Source organism: Sphingopyxis soli, from assembly GCF_018682675.1.
GTDB lineage: Bacteria > Pseudomonadota > Alphaproteobacteria > Sphingomonadales > Sphingomonadaceae > Sphingopyxis > Sphingopyxis soli.
The window spans coordinates 1-18,418 of the sequence record NZ_JAFMTR010000034.1 but is presented as its reverse complement, the minus strand read 5'-3'; the positions used below and the strand labels follow the sequence as shown (position 1 = coordinate 18,418).

Genomic DNA, 18,418 nt, shown 5'->3' with positions numbered 1-18,418 from the left:
GCGGCCTGGTATCTGCGCCCCTTGCGTGACCACATTCTCGACGAGCTACGACGATCCGAGCGGCTGTTCGCCGACGAGACGACCGCCCCGGTGCTCGATCCCGGACGCGGGCGGACCAAGACCGGCCAGCTCTGGGCCTATGCCCGCGACGACCGACCATGGGGCGGCTGCGATCCGCCGATCGTCGCCTATGTCTATGCGCCAGATCGCAAGGCCGAGCGTCCCCAGTTCCATCTTGGTGATTTTGCGGGCATCCTACAGGTCGATGGCTATGGCGGCTACGCCGCGCTCCCCCGGCGGCGCCAGCAGATCAGGCTCGCTTTCTGCTGGGCGCATGTGCGTCGCAAATTCTACGAACTGGCTGATACATCCCCGGTCGCTACCGAGGTGCTGCGCCGCATCGCCTTGCTTTACGCCATCGAGGACGATGTGCGCGGCCTCTCGGCCGAGCAGCGTCGTGCCGCTCGGGCCGGACGCAGCCGCGTCATCATCGACGATCTTCACCAATATCTTGCCGCCCGTGGCCGCCAGGTCAGCGCCAAGAGCAAGCTCGGCGAAGCGATCCGCTACGCACTCACCCGCTGGGACGGCCTCTCACGCTTCATCGATGACGGTCGCATCGACCTCGACTCCAATACCGTCGAACGATCGATCAGGCCGCTGGCTCGCAATCGCAAAAATGCCCTGTTTGCCGGTTCCGACGAGGGCGGCGACAACTGGGCGGTGATCGCCACGCTCATCGAATGTTGCAAGCTCAGCACCATCAACCCCCACCAATGGCTGACCGAAACCCTCACCAGCCTCGCCAACGGTTATCCCGCCAACAGCGTCGGTGATCTCATGCCATGGACCGTCGTAGCCTGAAAACACCGGTTACGCCTCACCAAACCCTATCACCCATGGACCAACGGTCAGGCCGAAAGGATGGTGCGCACCATCAAGGAGGCCACCGTCAAATCTTTCCATTACACGTCGATCAACGAGCTGCGCCGCCATGTCCGCGACTGGTTGGTCGCTTACAACTTTGCCAAGCAGTTGAAGGCACTGCGCTTCAAGACACCCTATGAGGCCATCGAAGAACTCTGGAAATCCAAGCCGGATATCTTCAATATGGAGCCACACCATCACATGCTGGGACTAAACACCTAGGCCGTGTTGACAAAAGGGATTCCCAAATCCTCCTCCTTCTGATTCAAGACTGCTTTTTGAGGATCAGTCATGGGTCGCGGGGATTTGTCGGATGCGGAGTGGGACCTGATTGGGCCGCTGCTGCCGCCTGAACGTGGTCGCTGGGCGCGGCCGTCGGGCGATAATCGTCGCTTTCTCAACGGCATGCTTCACGTGCTGCGGGTCGGCTGCCCTTGGCGCGACATGCACGAGCGCTACGGCAAGTGGAACTCGGTCTATGTCCGCTTCCGGCGCTGGGCCGAACAGGGTGTCTGGGATGCCCTGCTGCAAACGCTGGTCGATCTGGGTCTGACCGACGACTGGCAACATATGATCGACAGCACCAGCGTTCGCGGCCATGTTTCGGCAGCGGGCGGAAAAGGGGGGCTTGTGCGAACGCTCTTGGTCGATCACGCGGCGGCTTTACGAGCAAAATCCACGCCCGCTGCGACAATCAAGGACTGCCTGTCGGCTTCATCCTGACCGGCGGCGAGGCTTCTGATTACACCGCTGCCGAACCGCTGATGGCGATCCCCGTCGCCACACCCAAGGCGCTGCTCGCGGACAAGGGCTATGATGGTGATCGCTTCCGGGAAAGCCTGCTGACCCGGGGCATCCTGCCGATCATCCCGCCCCGCTCGAACCGCAAGGTGCCAGAGCATCCCGACTATCGCCGTTACAAGGACCGCAACCGCGTCGAGCGCATGTTCGGAAAGCTCAAACAGCAACGACGCATCGCCACTCGATATGACAAAACCCTTCTCTCGTTCGAGAGCTTCCTAAACCTCGCCGCCACGCGGCTATGGCTGAAGTCTTTTGTCAACGCGGCCTAAGTTTCCATTGGCTACCCGCTAATTGATCACCGCAGCCGTCCAACTCGCGATTTTGTCGGCCATTTCAAGGCTCGCGCGATCAAAGGCTTCGACGATACTCGAAACACTGTTTGCGCTTGCTGTCCTATCAAGGACGATGCGCGTGACTGCCAGTGGTTCCGATTCTTTGGATCGGCTTAGTTCCACTTGCGCGGCGATGCGAATGATCGGGGCCGCGTCGGGCCCCTGCTCGTAATAGGCTGCAAAAGAAGAAAGCCGTGCGGATAGGACGTAATGATCGGAAGCCACGCTCTGGACAGGGATATATGCGTGATCGATTTTGCGCGCTACGCTTCCGGCAATAGCCTCGCGGATCATCTCGGGCGCAGGCCTCATCCACCGTGCTTTGGCCAGATACGTGACTTCGCGATTCTCGATCGTGAGGATCCTGTCTCCATCGGCCCCAGGCGGAAGCGTCGGTCGCGTAATATACACCGGAATCCACTGTCGTGCAATTTCACGCTCCGGTACGGGCGTGCTGCTGATCCGGTACAACGTCGATTTGCCGCCAGTTCCCAGAATATTCCCGCAACCAGAAAGGCAAATTAGCGCGCCCGTCAGCAAAAACATTCTTGCAGAGATCGTTTTCATTGGGGGAGCTTCCTTTCACGAGGGGTCCGTCGTAGCTGGCCGGCGAGCTGCTCGATTTCCTGCGCCGCGCTATCGAGCGATTTCAAAGTTGCAGCAATCCCGGAGCCGTCGGGCGCCGCCAATCCACTCGCGGCGTCATCAAGCCTGTGAATGACCACCCTCGCCTCGGCGATCCCCTCTCGAAGATCTCGAGCAGCTGCCGAGACATCGGCAAACGTCTTGCGACCGTCGCCATCGATCGCCGTGCGCGCCGATGCGGCCGCGGCCTCGATATCGGCCGCCGCCCGGTCCAGGCGTGCAAACGCTTGTTCAGCCTTGCTGAACATTCCGCGACTAGATCGCAATTCCGCCGTGGTAGCTCTTACATCCGCAATAGCAGCCGAAACATTTTCGATATTCTCGTCGGACAAGGTCCGGTTGACCCTTTCCAGGGCCTGCGAAGCGTCCGCCAACAATGCGCCACCTCCATCCATCAGGGATTGTAGCGAACTTTTTTCCGCCTTAATCACTGGGAGCGTTTCCTTGGAAACCTCCTTCAACAACGGCTTAGAGGGCGTCCCCGCACTGATCTGGATGTAGCTTCCGCCGGTTATGCCTTGCGACTCCGTCGCGGCGGTAGAATCGACGCGCACAGGCGTATCCTCGCGCAGGCGCACCCCTGCAAGCACCCTGTTTGGATTTCTGGGATCAAGACTAATACGCGTGATTTCTCCCACCGGAATTCCGTTGAACTGCACCTCGCCTCCCTCGCTAAGACCGCGGACGGGACCATCGAAAATGATCCGATACTCGTCGAAATTACGGGCGAATTGGGATTGACCGAGCCAGAGGATGAAGCCGAAAGCCGCCGCTAGCAGAGCCAGCGTCAGGCCCCCAATCAGACCGTAGTTCGCGTCGCGTTCCATTAACGGTTCCTTTCCTTGACGCGCTCCGCCCGCCCTCCCAAAAACGCCCTGATCCAAGGATGGTCAGACCTCTCAAGTTCCGCGATTGGCGAAACCTCGACAATTTTCTGATCCGCAACCACGGCCACGCGGTCGCTGATGGAATACAGGCTGTCGAGATCATGGGTCACCATCACGACAGTAAGCCCCAGCGTGTCGCTCAGCGTCCGTATCAGCTGGTCAAATTCGGCGGCGGCGATCGGGTCGAGGCCCGAAGTGGGTTCGTCAAGGAACAGCAATTCTGGATCGAGCGCCAAGGCCCTCGCTACGCTTACACGTTTTCGCATTCCGCCTGAAAGTTCAGCGGGCATTTGCCGGCCCACCTCGGCATCGAGTCCGACAAGGCCGATTTTCATCAGAGCCACGGCCTCGAGCCACGGCTCTCTAAGACGGGTATGTTCGATGAGAGGAGCCTCGACATTTTCTTGCACACTAAGAGAAGAAAAAAGCGCGCCATTTTGAAACATGACGCCAATTCGGTGATCAATTTCCGTACGATCAAAGCGACTCCCAATTTTTTTCTGAAAGATTTCGATTGTCCCATGGCTAGGCGCAATCAGGCCCAAAATGGTGTTCATCAGGACGGATTTTCCACTACCGGACCCTCCGACGACACCAAGAATCTCGCCACGATGGACTTCTAGGTTCAAATCCTGGTGGATAATGTGATCGCCAAATCGGGTTTTAAGATTCTCCACCCGAATAACGATGTCCGGATCGCAAATCATATTTCGAGCACGTTGAAGAGAATTGCAAAGGCGGCATCCAGAAGGATGATTGCGAATAGCGCTTGGACAACGGCGACGGTCACCCGCCCGCCCAGATCCTCAACATCTCCGCGTACCGAAAGGCCGTGGCGACATCCGGCAAGCGCAATCACAATGGCCAGCACCGGTACTTTTGCCATTCCAACCCAGAAGTGTCGGATATCGACCGCAGCTGAGAGTCGTTCGGCGAAATATGTCGGGCTCACGTCGAGTATGCCCCAGCTGACGACAAGCCCGCCGGCCAAACCAGCCAGCATGGCAACAATCGCCAGGAGGGGCATAATTACAAGCAATGCCAATACGCGTGGCACAACCAGCGCGTCGAACAGGTCGATGCCCATCACCTTCATTGCCTGCGTCTCTTGATTCATTCGCATTGCGCCGATCTGGGCCGCGAAAGTGGAAGCGGACCGACCGGCAAGTAGTATCGCGGGAATGAGGACGCCGAACTCGCGGAGGACGGATATGCCAACCAGTTCGACGACCAGTTCCGATGCACCCAATGTCTTGAGCAGATCGCTTCCTATGAGAGCCACCACTGCGCCGATAAAGAATGTCATGATCGCTATGAGTGGCAGCGCATCGAAGCCGACCTTCTGAATTGACGACGCCAGTGCGATCAATCGCATCCTTTTGGGATGTGCAAGAGATTTCATGAGCGCCACCTCAAGTTGGCCGAGAAATCGAGCGCTTGCGCCGATTTCCTGGACAGCTCGATAAACTTTTTGGCCAAGACGCACGTGAAATGGGGGAGTTTTGATTGGCGGGACATCGCGGTCGGCCATGGCCGAGCCCACCAGCGCGAACAGATCAGCAAGATTGGCGGGCAGGTCTGCGGTAAATGCCGCATTGGGTGCGAGAGTCAGGATGGCGAGCGCGCCTGCGCTGTCTATCCTTCCCAGGTTTCCGAAGTCGCTTGAGAAGGAGAGGTTCGAGGGACTCAGAACATGCCCGGAAAGGCCTGCGATCGACATCGCTGTCCAGTCACCTTCAACGACCAACGTTGAAATGCCATCTCCTTCGCGAACGAAGATGTTCGGTGCTGTGCGCGCATTCATCGCAGCAAGTCTCCAACCGGTGTCGGGAGAGCGGATCGCCCGTGGCAACTCCCTCTCCCATAACCCGTCATCGAGCGGATCATGCCAGCAAGCGGGACCACTGACCCCACACATTTAACCATGCCGATCCACACATCGCGCCTTGCCGCAATGACATTATGTAAACGTCACCGTAGCGTTATATCAGGTCGCTTGCAAGGAGTATGCTGCGCACAAATCGGCCGACAGATCGTTTGAATAAGCACAGGATACTCTTGCTAAGGTTAGATAAAATTGTCAGTTGAAATCCCTATGAGATTCTTTCTGAACCGATATCGCACCTTAGAGTTCATATTAACGACACTCGTAGGTGACATTAAATCTTTGCTTGCACTTGCCATCCCAGGCCGAGTGATTTTTGCAGGGCGATCCATGACAGCGTGAGCGCCGCCTTTCCCCGGACGAGGTCGGTTGCCGCCTGCTGCTGTTTGCGAAGCGTGCGATTTAGGTCGGCGCGCGAGATCACTCCGCCGGCAAATCGTTGTCGATCAAGATCGGCTGCGCCATCTGCCTGGGACTTGATCTGCGCGAACGCCACCAGGGCAGAGCGCTGCTGGCTAAAGCGCGACAACGCGCGCTCGGCGTCCTGAAGTGCAGAAAGCACCGTCTTTCGATAGTTGGCAACTGCCTCGGCACGGACGGCGCTCGCCTGATCGACCGAGGCATCGACCCTTCCGAAATCGAGGAAGTTCCACTGCAACTGTGGAATGGCGAGAATTGACGGATTGCTCACATCAAAGAGATCGTCTGGCGACGTTCCGCCAAGTCCCAAGATTCCCATGAATGACAGCTTCGGAAATCGTGCAGCCTCCGCAACACCGATCCGAGCCGTTGCTGCCGCCAGGCTGCGTTCGGCCGCGCGGATGTCGGGCCGACGTGCGACAAGGTTGGAGGGGTCGCCCACGGCGACCTGTTCCGGCGGGAGGGGAACATCGAAGATCTGTTTCAGCGCTTCGTCCGTTGTCCCTGGGATCTGTCCAGCTAGAATGGCAAGCGCATCGAGCAATACCGCCGTGTCAGCTTCGGCCTCGGCGAGCTGAGACTTGAGCAGCTCGAGCTCGGCATTTGCATTGCCGAGAGGGAACAGGGGCAACACGCCTTGCTGATACCGTTGATAGGTTAGCGAGAGGGTTTGCTGCTGCAACTCGCACTCGGTTCGGTACGCTTTGGCTCGAAACTGGGCCTCGCGCAGGTTGACATAGGCATTGGCAACTTCGGCGGTCAGCTGGACCTTGGCATCCTCCACATTGGCAACCGCTGCCGCGGCCTGAGCGTTGCCGGCCTCGATCCGTCGCTGCGTTCCTCCTGCGAAATCCAGCTCCCAGTTAGCGTTGAGCCCGAGATTGTAGACACTGAGGCTATCATCCGCCTGTCCCTGCGGACTAACAGGCGCGCTCGCCGAAGGCGGGGCACTGTTCTGAATATCAAGGCCCGGCAAGCGGCCCTGAATAGCCGTCGCCTGGGTTCCAAGCGTCGGAAATCTTCCGGCCTTCTCCTGTCTCACGGATGCCCGCGCCTGCGCAATCCGCGCTTGCGCAGCCTGAAGCGAAGGATTGTCCGATAACGCAGCCTCGATAAGCCTGGTCAATTCCGGATCGTTCAAAAGGAGCCACCACTCTGCCAGCTCGGGCTCGGTATCGATGATGTTACCGCCGGCACGGACAAAGCCGTCATTTCGGTTCGCCGAGAATACTTCTGGAGGCCCGGCGTAGTCTGGGCCCGCAACACAACCGGCCAGCAGAAACGAGGCGAGAAGCGATATTACAGATTTTCTTATCATGTCAGGCTCAGTGCATCGAAAGGGAAACATTCTTGGGAAGCGGCTTCAAAAAGATGACCAAAGGAACGGTCATCAAGGTCAGGACGCCCATCACCAAGAATACATCATTGTAGGTCATTACGAACGCGTCCCGCTGGATGGTCCGGCCTAGCATCGACATGGCACCCTCCATCCCGCCGAAGCTTTTCGCGAGTTCATCAAGATAAATCTGGAGTGAAGCACTGTTGGCATTCAGCGTCTCTTCCATGCGCCGGCTATGGTGCCAGATCCGCTGGTCCTGAAACGAAGCCAGTCCGGCCAAAGCGAAAGATCCTCCGAGATTTCGAGCGGCGTTAAAAATACCGGAGGCATCGCCAGCATCTGTCTTTGCCACCGAGGCTACGGTAGCCTGGTTCAGGAACATCATGGCCAGAATCATGCCAACACCCCGAATAAGCTGGCTTTCGATGAATACGGCGCCCCCAGATTCCGCGGTGAGGCTTATGCTGACGAAACAGCTGGCCGCCATCAGAAGCATTCCGACACCGACGGCAATGCGAATGTGGAGTCTGCGGATCATGAAGGGCAGGATCGGCATAAGCACAAAAGCCGGAATACCCATCCAAAATATAACGAGCCCGGTTTGAAAAGCGTTATAATCGGATATGATCGCAAGAAATTGGGGAATGACGTAGGTCGAACCATACATGACCATTCCCAGGGCGAGAGCCATCACCGCAACGCTTCCGAATTGGCGATTGAGAAGGAGGCGGAGTTTCAGGACGGGCTTCGACGCGTTCAGCTGCCCGTATATGAGTGAAGCGAAACCGATAACGGCAATGAGTGCCAGCCAGCGAATAAGAGCGGATTCAAACCATTCCTCGCGATGCCCCTCCTCAAGCAACACAGTCAAAGCGCCCAACCCCAGAATCAGGCCGGCAATGCCCGCCCAATCAGCATCGGTCAGATACTCCCACTTCGGCTCTTCGTGAGGAAGCCCGACGAATAGCAGCAGCAGCAGTACGGCGCAGATTGGAACATTGACAAAGAAGGCATAGTGCCAGCTCAAATTTTCGGTCAGCCAGCCACCGATCAGCGGCCCCATGACCGGACCCAGAATCACTGTCATGCCGAACAGCGCCATGCCGATCGGCTGTTGATGGGGCGGCAATCTTTTCGCCACGATGGTCATCGCAGTTGGTATCAGCGCACCACCCATGAAACCCTGACCCGTGCGACCGATGATCATGGTCGTGAGGTCGGTCGCCATACCGCAAAGAATTGAGAAGCCGGTGAACGCGGAAACCGCAATGATGAGCAGGTTTCGCAGTCCAAAAAGGCGTTCAAGCCAGGCGCTAAGCGGAATTACCACAATTTCGGCAACGAGAAATGCGGTGGCAATCCAAGTGCCCTCGGTGCCGCTGGCTCCGATTTCGCCCTGGATCACCGGAAGCGCGGAATTGACGATAGAGATATCGAGTGTTGCGAGCATGGCGCCAAGTGCACCCGCTGCGACCGCTATCCACGCGGTGATATCGGCATTCCGCCTTTCTGCAGTCGGAGTACCAGAGGCGCTGTTCGATGCCAACTCGGCGGTCATTTGTCGGTACTCGAGATCTCTTTCAGCTCTCCGGCAGCGTTTCGCGTGTCGACAACTGCCACAACCGACATGCCCGGGACGAGCAGACGACGCACTTTGGGCGAGGCTATTATCGCGATACGAACCGTTATCCGCTGAACAATCTTGGTGAAATTCCCTGTGGCGTTTTCGGGCGGCAGGATCGAAAATTCTGCTCCGGTTCCGGGCGAGATGCTCTCAACGCGTCCAGCAATCTCAAAGTCGGGAAGAGCATCGACCTCGAGCCTGACCGGTTGCCCCGCCCGCAAAAGGCCGACCTGCGTCTCCTTGAAATTAGCGATGACGTAGATTTCGTTTACCGGAACCACCGTCATCAATCGCTGACCGGGCTGAACGAATTGGCCGACCCTTACTGTTAGATCGCCAACGCGACCTCCCTTGCTGGCTCGCAGCAGAGTCGATGTGACATCTAGGTCGGCCGCTTCCAGCTGCGCGCGGGCCGCGTCAGCTTGGGCTTCGGTCTGGTCGATCTGTTTGAACAAGGTGGCCCTCCGACCGTTGGCAGCAGAGACTGCTGCCTGGGCAGCAACAAAGTCGGCGTGCGCTTGCTGCGCCTGTGTCTCATATTGTTGAAGCTTTTCTCGCGGCTCCGCACCGGTCGCGGCAAGGGGGCGATACCTCGCTACCTGCTCATTGGCGAGGTCGAGCGCCGCGCGCTTGGCGGCGAGTTGGGCCCGCGCCTGCCGAATCGCTGAGTCCTGTTCGGTTACTTGCGAGCGGATTGTGTCGGCGCCGGCCAGCGTCGCCGCAATTTGCGCACGCGCCTGTTGCGCCTGGGCTCTATAATCTCGCACATCCAGTTGCACGAGCGCCTCGCCGGGACTGACCCGCCCGTTCTCAGAGACGAGCACCGCGTCCACGTATCCGGCCACTTTTGATGAAACCACAACGCTGTCGGCCGCGACATAGGCGTTGTCGGTCGACTGCATGTACTGCCCATAGGTGACATGCCTGTAATACCACCAACCACCTGCAATCAGCGCAGCAGTGATGGCTATGATGAGGATGAGGCGAAATTTGGGTTGCGATTTCAGGCTGGATGCGGGCGCGCGATCCTGTTCCCGCTCATTTGGTTCGTCGGTCATCTGCCTCTTTCGAAGGATTTTGGACATGTGCTAAGTCGCTTCATGGCGTGGCGTAGACCGTTCCATCCGGTTAGTAAAATCGTTTAGTAATTTGCGTTTTGGCATTCCCACGAAACGGACTAGGCAGCGGTATGAACGCAAATCTCGACACAATGCCGCCACGGCTTCGCGAAGGCGCCCTCACCGACGACGACCGTATGCTATATTTGATGGACGAGATTAGTCGGGGGGCGAGGCGCGCTTATGACGCACGGATTGCCAAGATTGGCCTCAATCAGACGCAGTGGCGCATCATCGGACAACTTCTCCGCGAACCATCGTTGACGCAGGCCGGAATTGCCAAGCGACTAGAGTTGGAATCCGCCACGATCGGTCAAGCCGTCGCTGGCCTTTGTGGGAAAGGATTGATGGAAAGGCGACGAGCCAAAACGGACGGCCGGGCATGGCAGCTCATCCTGACCCAGGAGCTCGACAGGTTGTTGCCCCAACTGAGAGAATCCGCGGACGGGCTGCATAGGGTCCTATGGCGGAACGCCACGCGCGACGAAAAACGGACGTTGCTGGACATTCTTGTGCGGATTGCGTCGAATCTCGATCAGAGCCGGACCGATGCGGAATAGGACATATGCCTGGGTTCCGAGATAAACCGATAGGAGACATCGCACGCGCCGCCGAGATAGGACAGATTCTTGTCCGGCACGGCGCCAAAAGCCTGGCGGGCGCTCTCGGAGTCATTCCGCATCCGGCCAAGTCAATCGATCCAGGTGAATTGCGGCCGGCGGCGGTCGTCGCACTCCTGCGCGACATTGGTCCGGTCGGAATAAAGCTTGGACAGCTGCTGGCGACGCGCAGCGATCTGTTTTCCAGGTCCTGGATTGCTGCCTTCGCGACGCTCCACGATCAGGTTTCTCCGGTGCCATTCGAAGAAATCGAGCCCATCCTTGCCGCAAGCTGGGGAGCTGACTGGCGAGGGGAATTCACCCAATTCGATGAACAACCACTGGCTTCGGCTTCGGTAGCGCAGACCTACTCTGCTTCGCTGCTCGACGGCGCCGACGTTATCATAAAGGTGCGGCGTCCGGGCACTGCTGCGCGAATGGAGGCCGATGTGCGGCTCCTGACGCGCCTCGCCGCCGTTGCCGAGGATCGATCCCCTGAAATCGCCCGCTATCGCCCGGTAGAGTTCCTGCGAACCTTTGGCAGAAATCTTGCCTGGGAAATGGATCTGGCAGCAGAAGCTCGTGCATGCGAGCGTATCGGTGGCTATCTTGATACGCTTGGGATCAAGACTCCAACAATTCATTGGGAACTGACGGGGATACGGGTCAACGTCCAGGAGCGGCTGTATGGAACGCCCGCGTCTGCGATCGAGGCCGAATCGACCGACCCACGCGTGGCGGCGTTCGCGAGACAATATGCGAATGCAGTCCTGCGCATGATCATTCTGAATGGCGAATTTCATGGCGATCCGCATCCAGGCAATGTTTTCCTTATCGGGGAACAGGATGTGGGCTTTATCGACTTCGGATCGGTCGGCACTCTCACAAAGGCGAGGCGCGAGGAACTGGTACGACTTGTCATGGCTATAGCCGACGAAGACACAGCAGACGTCGCGAACGTGTTGCTCGAATGGGCTGGAGATCCGAAAGTTGACCGTGATGGGCTCACCCAGAATTTGGACCAGCTGATCGGTGAGTTCAGGGGAACGGTCCTTTCGGGGATTGAGTTCTCGCATATTTTCAGCCGCGTGTTCGATCTCCTGCGAGACTATCAGCTCGCACTTCCGCCTGATCTGGCGATCCTTCTTCGAACATTGCTCACGGCGGAAGGGTTTGCGCGTTCCTTTGCGCCTGACTATAATATCGGGGAGGAAACACGCCCCATCATGTTGGAGCTGTTCGCAGAAAGATTCTCCCTTGGCAGGAATCGCGCCAATTTAAAAAAAGTTCGCCGACAACTCCTCGCCCTAGCGGCGATCATGCCTGACCTTCTCGATAACGCCGCCGCTATAGCCAAGTCCGGGCATGTGCCTGTCCAGATTGATCCGGCAAGTTTTGAGAAGCTCGCAGCCATTCGCCGCGCGAGCCAGCCTGTCAAAGGTCCTGTGGCGGCCGCACTTATCGTCTCCGCGGCGCTGCTTGCGAATCAATCCTGGGTGCTTGCAAGTGTTGCAGTGGCTCTTGCCGGGTTGGTTCTTCTGCGCAAATGGCGATAAGATCGTTGCTCAGCTTGAACGGGCCAGCGTCCAATATCAGGCCAACTGAGAACTGGAGTTTATGATGACACTGCAGAAGCCAGTCGATCCGGTCCCCGCAGCCACCATGCTGTTGCTTCGCGACGAGCCGGAGTTCCAGGTGCTGATGGTCAAGCGGCATCACCAGATCGATTTTGCATCCGGCGCGCTGGTCTTTCCCGGTGGAAAACCTTCTGCTGCCGATGAAGCGCCTGAATGGGCCGATTATTGCAGGGGCTGGAAAACGCTAGATCCTACGCAGCGCACCCTTCGGATTGCCGCGATTCGTGAAGCCTTTGAGGAAGCAGGCATCCTGCTGGCCGATCATCGCGACGGTAGCGAGTTCGAGGATATTTGCGATCTTGAAAGCCGCAAAGCCGTCGAGCGAGGCGAGCGCGAATTTTTCGACATTGTGCGCGAGGCCGATGTGCAACTGCGCCTTGATCGCCTGAGCGAGTTCGCGCGGTGGATCACGCCCAGCTTTATGCAAAAGCGCTTCGACACTCATTTCTTCGTCGTTCGCGCCCCAGAGCGCCAGATCGCAGCATGTGATGGATATGAAACCGTTGATGCGGAATGGCTTTCGCCAAGCAAAGCCCTGAAACTGGGTGTCAGCGGTGAACGAACGATCATCTTTCCCACGCGATTGAACCTGCAACTGCTAGCCGAAGCTGCGAGCGCAGACGATTGCGTCGCGCGGGCCAAGGCTCGCGAAATCGTGCCGGTCCTTCCAGAAGTCATCCAGCGAGACGGCAAGAACATCCTCACTATCCCCGCCGACGTGGGATACGGCACAGCCTTCGAAGTTATCAGCTGAGATAGAAGCAAGCAAGCGGGGGCAAACTCTTACGATCCGTAGCCGGGTAACTGGGGGAATGGCTTGTTTTATCCCAGTATTTCTTGTCGCATAGTCTAGGGTCAGGACTCATTGATCAGAGCCAGAAGATGACGGTTGCGGCGAGTGCGACGGCGGAGAAGAAGGCCTTCGGGCAGCGATCGTAGCGTGTTGCGACCCGCCTCCAGTCTTTGAGGCGGCCGAACATGATCTCGATGCGGTTACGGCGTTTGTAGCGGCGTTTGTCGTACTTTACGGTCGTGTTCCGGATTTTTCAGCCCGGGATGCAGGGCGTGATACCCTTCTCCTGCAGGGCGTCGCGGAACCAGTCGGCATCATAGCCTCGGTCGGCCAGCATCCATTGCGCGTTGGGCAGACTGTCGAGCAAAGCGGCCGCGCCAGTGTAGTCGCTGACCGGTCCGGCGGTCAGGAAGAAGCTGATTGGACGACCATTCGCATCACTCACGGCATGAAGCTTGGTGTTCATGCCGCCTTTCGTCCGGCCGATCAGGCGTCCTGGACCCCCTTTTTTACCCGCAGGCTCGACGCCGTGCGGTGCGCTTTAAGATAGGTCGCGTCGATCATGATCGTCTTGCGCTCGGGAGCCTGAGGTGTCGCCAGGCCTTCCATCATGCGGATGAAGATGCCTTTGTCGCTCCACCGCTTCCAGCGATTGTAGAGCGTCTTCGCCGGGCCGTATTTCCGCCTTCACAATAGAGACTGAGGGCTTCGATGTTGGGCGATGCCGCGGCGCTCACATAAGCCATGGGCGCGCGACCTTGCACCGGTACAACTTCCCAGGGTGTACCGGGAAGCGGCACTGCCGTTTCGGGCGGGCTTTTGTCCAACAGCGTCTTGATTTCCGGCGCAATCGGCAGCCTAACGCCCGAAGCAGACGGATAAACTGTTAGCTTGCCGCGCTCCCAAAGGCCCACCTGCACCGCACGGCGCGCCGGGTCTATTATTATATAGGCCTGCTCCACACCGCCCTGATGCTGCGCATTGCCGGAAAGATAGTAATAGTTCCCAGCCCGCTGCAATGGCGAGACGGCTGAGAGATTGGTCCGCAGCGCAGCCATCTTCGGCCCCATCCGGGCCTTCAATGCCGCAGCCAAGGTACCCTTATCGAACAGGTCGATATTGTCCTTGGCGTAGCTTCCCGGATATTTGCCGACGAGGCTGGCGAGATTGGTCCATTCCGCTGGAATGCCTTGCACGGCCACCGCCGGCTCAGGCCGTGGCGGCAGTGGCGTGCCAGCAAGAGCGCTGCCCTGGCAGAGCGTGAACGGGCCGCCACCCGTGAAGGCCGCATGGAAAGAAGCCGGGCGTTGGCCGCGCGGCAGATCGGATTCAAAGCGGATGACACCGCGCTTCTCGTCGTCGTTCACATACATGAGAACCCGACCAAAATCATTGCTGCTAACTGGAAAGGGAAAAAATACTGCCATGATGCCGTCATAGCTCTGGCCCATGAAGGTGAGAGCATATTCCACCCGAGGGGGCTTTATTTCCCGACCATTGGCGCGGAACGTCATGCCCTTTTCATCGATGGTTACGCGCGGTTCCTTTGAGCAGTCGCCGCGCGGGGCGTAGCTGCCAAAGATATGGTCGACGCCCTGATCCTTGAAGCTGGATAGTGGTAGCGCCTGCGCACTTGCGGCAGCAATCGTGGCAATCGCACAAGCGGCAAGACCTACACCCGAAAGGCGGATTGTGGACGGCATGTGAAATGGCAATGTCATGTCGAATCCCCATCGAAGTGGTGACGGTTTTCGCGCGCACATGGCTCAGTCACGAGGTAAATTGGTGCGCCGGTCGCCTTGATCCTATTTGGCCAACAGGATAGCTGACTTAAGGGATGGTTTGGTTCTGGTCATGGATGCCCCCACGTGAAAGCCCTGCCCGGCAGGGACCGTGACGTGGTTAATACGATCTTGATGACTCTAAAATGAACGGGAAGGAATAGGTGAACTGACCTGACCCCCTGGTTTCCACCAGCCGGGATCAGAGCCCGGCCTTTTGCACTGCTATCCAACTTTCGACCACGCGGGTCATGCGCTCCGGATCGGGCATGCCGTACCGCAGCCGCATCCAAAAGTCGTCGGCGCGCGCTCGACCGCGCCAAGGCTGAAGCGCTGACAGCAAGCATCGGATGTATAAACTGATATCTTCGGATCTGAGATGGCACACCTCCCACCGCCCCGAGCAAAATAATAAAGTGCCATAATAAAGTTCTTTACCAAATGCCGAAAAACTGCTCATCTTCCAGCCGAGCGGCGAGAATCTTTTCCTCTCCGGAAATCTCCTTCTGGCCACTCCTCAAACTCGGGGCAGCTCGGCGAGCTGCCCCATTTTTGAACATCGACAATCGGGGACAAGGACGGGTTCGCGCAAGAAACGAAAAAATCGAGACAGGGAGAGATAGGGTGATGAATAAGAAAGCCTATTGGTTGGCAAGCGCCGTCGTGATGGCGTTGCCACAGGTCTCAAATGCTCAGGAAGTCATAGCCGAAGAGCCAGATGGCGGTGACAATGTCATCGTCGTGACAGCGCAACGTCAGGCGCAAAGCTTGCAAGACGTACCGATCGCTGTCAGCGCATTCAGCGCTGAGGCGCTTGAAAGCCAGCAGATCGAAAATGCCTCGGATCTACAGCTGACGCTGCCCAATGTATCTTTCTCGAAAGGCAATTTCACCTCAGCTTCATTCACTATTCGCGGCGTTGGCGACCTGTGCGTCGGCGTCACCTGCGATGCTGCGACCGCAATCCATGTCAATGGATCCCCCTTGTTCGGAACACGCCTGTTCGAGACCGAATATTTCGATCTGGAAAGGATTGAAGTCCTTCGCGGACCTCAAGGCACCCTGTTCGGCCGGAATGCGACCTCCGGGGTCGTGAATGTTGTGACCGCGAAACCCAAACTCTCCCGTTTCGAGGCTGAAGCGCAATTCGAGTATGGCAATTTCAACAGCATCGAAGCGCGTGGCATGGTCAACGTCCCGATCGGGGATATGATCGGCGTGAGGCTGGCGGGCATATATGTGAACCGCGACGGTTATACGACGAATCTCTATGATGGATCGGACATCGACGCTCGGGACCTCTATGCGTTGCGAGGCTCCCTTCGTTTCGAACCCGGTCCTGATACGACGATCGATCTCATGGGCTATTATTTCCGGGAAAAGGACACGCGCCTCAGAAACCAGAAACAAACGTGCCAACGCGATCCATTGGGCGTGCTCGGATGCCTGAACAATCGACGTGATTTCGATACCACGAACGCAAATTCAACGGTCGGTGCGACGCTCAGTTCATCCGAGTTCTTCGCCATTCAGGGCATTCCCGCCGTGCTCGGCCTCGGCAGCCTTTATGGCCCTGATGGGTTTTCCGGGTTTCAGGAGCCTGGCGATGTGCGTGTCGTCAACACGGCCTATACCCCTTTCTATTTTGCCGAAGAGCTACAGGTGCAGGCGCGCCTTGAGCAAAAATTCGGCGCGATGACCCTGACGGCCACCGGCATTTATCAGGATACTGAAGTCGATTCCAGGCAGGACTATTTTCTTGGAATTCAAAGCCGTGCCGGTTTCGCCCCGGCGCTCAATACGTTGGACTTTTTTGCGGCTAACGGATTACCGACAGGTCTTGCTCCGCCGGCGCCAGCCTTCATTCCCGGCTCTTCGGCCTATTTTTCGCCGATTGCCGGCGCTCTAATCCCGGACGGTCCGCAGGGCGTGCTGTGCACGTCGGATAATGATGATGGAAGCAGAGGCGCTTTCGAAGGGAACTCGCTGTGTTCCGAAACGCCGCTTTCTTTCGATCGATCTTCGGAACAACGCGAATCGTGGAGCGGAGAGCTCATCCTCACGAGTGACTTCGACGGGCCGTTCAATTTCCTGTTGGGCGGAATTTACGCGAAATCGAAAACCACCGACAATAGCTATTATGTGAACTCGTTTGCGCTCGATTACGCCAGTGCCGTATTGGGTTCATTCGGCTCCTTGTCGGGCGGCCTTCCGCCATCCTATTTCGCGACGTCGATGTATCGGAACAACTCGCTGGAATCGAATCTAGAGAGCTATGGCATTTTCGGCGAGGTCTATTTCGATCTAAGCGACCGGCTGACGTTGACCGGGGGGCTGCGTTACAATAATGACAAGAAGGATGTGACGGCGCGTACGACGCTGATCAGTTTCCTGAACCCTTATGCCAATGATGGAGATCCGTTCGATACCCCGATAACGCCCCTCACCGGGCCGTCTGGGCTTTTCGATGCCGACCCGGGGACGCCGGGCCAACAGCTCGCCCAGTTTCGCGAAGTAAGCTTCGACGAAATTACCGGACGAGCAGTTCTGGCCTTCGAGGTTACGCCGGACAATTCACTCTATGCATCTTATTCTAGGGGTTACAAATCCGGCGGGATCAATCCTCCGCTTTCTCCGATTTTCGCCGTCAGCGAGAGTTTCGGCTCTGAAACGATCGATGCCTTCGAGATCGGCTCCAAGAACGTCTTCGCAAACGGCGCGTTACAACTCAATGCCACCGCATTTTACTACAAATATAGTGGACTGCAGCTCAGCCGCATCGTGGCAAGAACGTCCGTGAATGACACGGTTGACGCCAATATCTGGGGTGTCGAACTGGAGTCTGTCATCAGGCCGGACCCGAACTGGCTTATCAATCTGTCCTTCAGCTATCTCAATGCCAAGGTCGCCGGCGATCAATTCTTCTCCAATCCGCGTGATCCGGGCGGCGGGGATCCTGATGCCGTGATTATCAAGGACATCAGCAATGGTGCGCACTGCGCTGTCACGGGACCTGCGCCTGGCGTTGCTGATGCGTTCGTTGCGGGCGTAAATGCGGCTCTCGGCCTTCGCGCACCGCAGGAATTTCCTTCGGACGGCAATATCGCCTCCAGCGGCGCGTTCGGCATTTGCGGTGTCCTCGCGAGCGCTATCCCTGCGAACAGCGGGATCCAGGTATTGAGTCCTGGCGTCGAGGTTAACATCAAGGGCAACACATTGCCGCAAGCGCCGAATGTCAAGGTCTCGATGGGCGTGCAGTACACGGCAGAGGTCGGGAATGGTATGACACTCGTCCCCCGCGTCGACATTTCCATGACCGGAAAGCAATATGGCAATATCTTCAACGGCAGAATTAATCGCATCCAACCTTTCGTACAGGCTAATGCAGTTTTGCAGTTGAATGGTGCCGACGAGCGCTGGTTTGTCCGGGGGTTCGTTCAGAATATCTTCGATAGCAACTCAGTTACCGGACTTTATGTCACCGATGCATCTTCCGGTAATTTTACAAATATCTACACGCTTGATCCGCGGCGTTATGGTGTCGCGATCGGCGCAAAATTCTAATGCTTTAGCTGTCCCAATCGATCGGGAAAAATTATACCGCATGAAAATCGCGGCGTCGGAGGG

Annotated in this window: 13 protein-coding genes and 3 pseudogenes; 7 read left to right on the top strand and 9 right to left on the bottom strand. The window is 57.5% G+C overall.

Annotation, left to right across the window (positions count from 1 at the left end):
• The 3 genes and pseudogenes from tnpC to J1N50_RS04615 form a co-directional block, all read left to right on the top strand.
• Positions 1 to 864: IS66 family transposase (gene tnpC, locus J1N50_RS04625; protein WP_215350570.1), on the top strand; the 864-nt coding region annotated here is incomplete at its 5' end.
• A gap of 12 nt (positions 865 to 876) precedes the next feature.
• Positions 877 to 1,149: pseudogene (locus tag J1N50_RS04620) on the top strand (integrase core domain-containing protein); the annotation flags it as partial.
• A gap of 69 nt (positions 1,150 to 1,218) precedes the next feature.
• Positions 1,219 to 2,000, top strand: a pseudogene (locus J1N50_RS04615) (IS5 family transposase).
• 18 nt (positions 2,001 to 2,018) lie between these two features.
• Here the strand turns inward: J1N50_RS04615 and J1N50_RS04610 are convergent.
• The 7 genes from J1N50_RS04610 to J1N50_RS04580 form a co-directional block, all read right to left on the bottom strand.
• The gene (locus J1N50_RS04610; protein ID WP_081997347.1) at positions 2,019 to 2,630 is read right to left on the bottom strand and encodes an ABC-type transport auxiliary lipoprotein family protein; all 612 of its coding nucleotides are present in this window, start codon (positions 2,628 to 2,630) and stop codon (positions 2,019 to 2,021) included.
• Positions 2,627 to 3,535 (bottom strand): MlaD family protein, encoded by a 909-nt coding sequence (locus J1N50_RS04605; protein ID WP_054588698.1) that lies wholly within the window; start codon positions 3,533 to 3,535, stop codon positions 2,627 to 2,629. The genes J1N50_RS04610 and J1N50_RS04605 overlap by 4 nt, the downstream gene beginning before the upstream one ends.
• Positions 3,535 to 4,272, bottom strand: a complete 738-nt coding sequence (locus tag J1N50_RS04600; protein WP_343227841.1) for an ABC transporter ATP-binding protein — start codon at positions 4,270 to 4,272, stop codon at positions 3,535 to 3,537. Before J1N50_RS04600 ends, J1N50_RS04605 begins: the two co-directional genes overlap by 1 nt.
• Positions 4,273 to 4,298: 26 nt before the next feature.
• Complete coding sequence (locus tag J1N50_RS04595) at positions 4,299 to 5,399, bottom strand: MlaE family ABC transporter permease (protein WP_168707802.1); 1,101 nt, start codon at positions 5,397 to 5,399, stop codon at positions 4,299 to 4,301.
• A gap of 355 nt (positions 5,400 to 5,754) precedes the next feature.
• A complete protein-coding gene (locus tag J1N50_RS04590) occupies positions 5,755 to 7,218 on the bottom strand; it encodes an efflux transporter outer membrane subunit (RefSeq protein ID WP_039575413.1) in 1,464 nt (487 codons plus the stop codon).
• A gap of 7 nt (positions 7,219 to 7,225) precedes the next feature.
• Positions 7,226 to 8,797, bottom strand: a complete 1,572-nt coding sequence (locus tag J1N50_RS04585; protein WP_095385529.1) for an MDR family MFS transporter — start codon at positions 8,795 to 8,797, stop codon at positions 7,226 to 7,228.
• A complete protein-coding gene (locus J1N50_RS04580; RefSeq protein ID WP_054590305.1) occupies positions 8,794 to 9,921 on the bottom strand; it encodes an HlyD family secretion protein in 1,128 nt (375 codons plus the stop codon). Before J1N50_RS04580 ends, J1N50_RS04585 begins: the two co-directional genes overlap by 4 nt.
• A 131-nt stretch (positions 9,922 to 10,052) precedes the next feature.
• Between J1N50_RS04580 and J1N50_RS04575 the strand changes: the two genes are divergently transcribed.
• The 3 genes from J1N50_RS04575 to J1N50_RS04565 all read left to right on the top strand — a co-directional run bounded on the left by J1N50_RS04575 (position 10,053) and on the right by J1N50_RS04565 (position 12,971).
• On the top strand, positions 10,053 to 10,541 hold the full coding sequence (locus J1N50_RS04575) for a MarR family winged helix-turn-helix transcriptional regulator (RefSeq protein ID WP_052208277.1): 489 nt from the start codon (positions 10,053 to 10,055) through the stop codon (positions 10,539 to 10,541).
• Between the two features lie 5 nt (positions 10,542 to 10,546).
• A complete protein-coding gene (locus tag J1N50_RS04570; RefSeq protein ID WP_039575416.1) occupies positions 10,547 to 12,136 on the top strand; it encodes an ABC1 kinase family protein in 1,590 nt (529 codons plus the stop codon).
• Between the two features lie 64 nt (positions 12,137 to 12,200).
• The gene (locus J1N50_RS04565; RefSeq protein WP_054590306.1) at positions 12,201 to 12,971 is read left to right on the top strand and encodes an NUDIX hydrolase; all 771 of its coding nucleotides are present in this window, start codon (positions 12,201 to 12,203) and stop codon (positions 12,969 to 12,971) included.
• Positions 12,972 to 13,086: 115 nt separating this feature from the next.
• Here J1N50_RS04565 and J1N50_RS04560 read toward each other — a convergent pair.
• Positions 13,087 to 13,694, bottom strand: a pseudogene (locus J1N50_RS04560) (IS5 family transposase); the annotation flags it as partial.
• A complete protein-coding gene (locus J1N50_RS04555) occupies positions 13,619 to 14,731 on the bottom strand; it encodes a hypothetical protein (protein WP_215350569.1) in 1,113 nt (370 codons plus the stop codon). The pseudogene J1N50_RS04560 and the gene J1N50_RS04555, both read right to left, overlap by 76 nt.
• Before the next feature lie 687 nt (positions 14,732 to 15,418).
• On the opposite strand from J1N50_RS04555, the gene J1N50_RS04550 reads away from it, so the two are divergent.
• Positions 15,419 to 18,355, top strand: coding sequence for a TonB-dependent receptor (locus J1N50_RS04550; protein ID WP_054588702.1), 2,937 nt, complete (start codon positions 15,419 to 15,421; stop codon positions 18,353 to 18,355).
• Positions 18,356 to 18,418 lie beyond the last annotated feature (63 nt).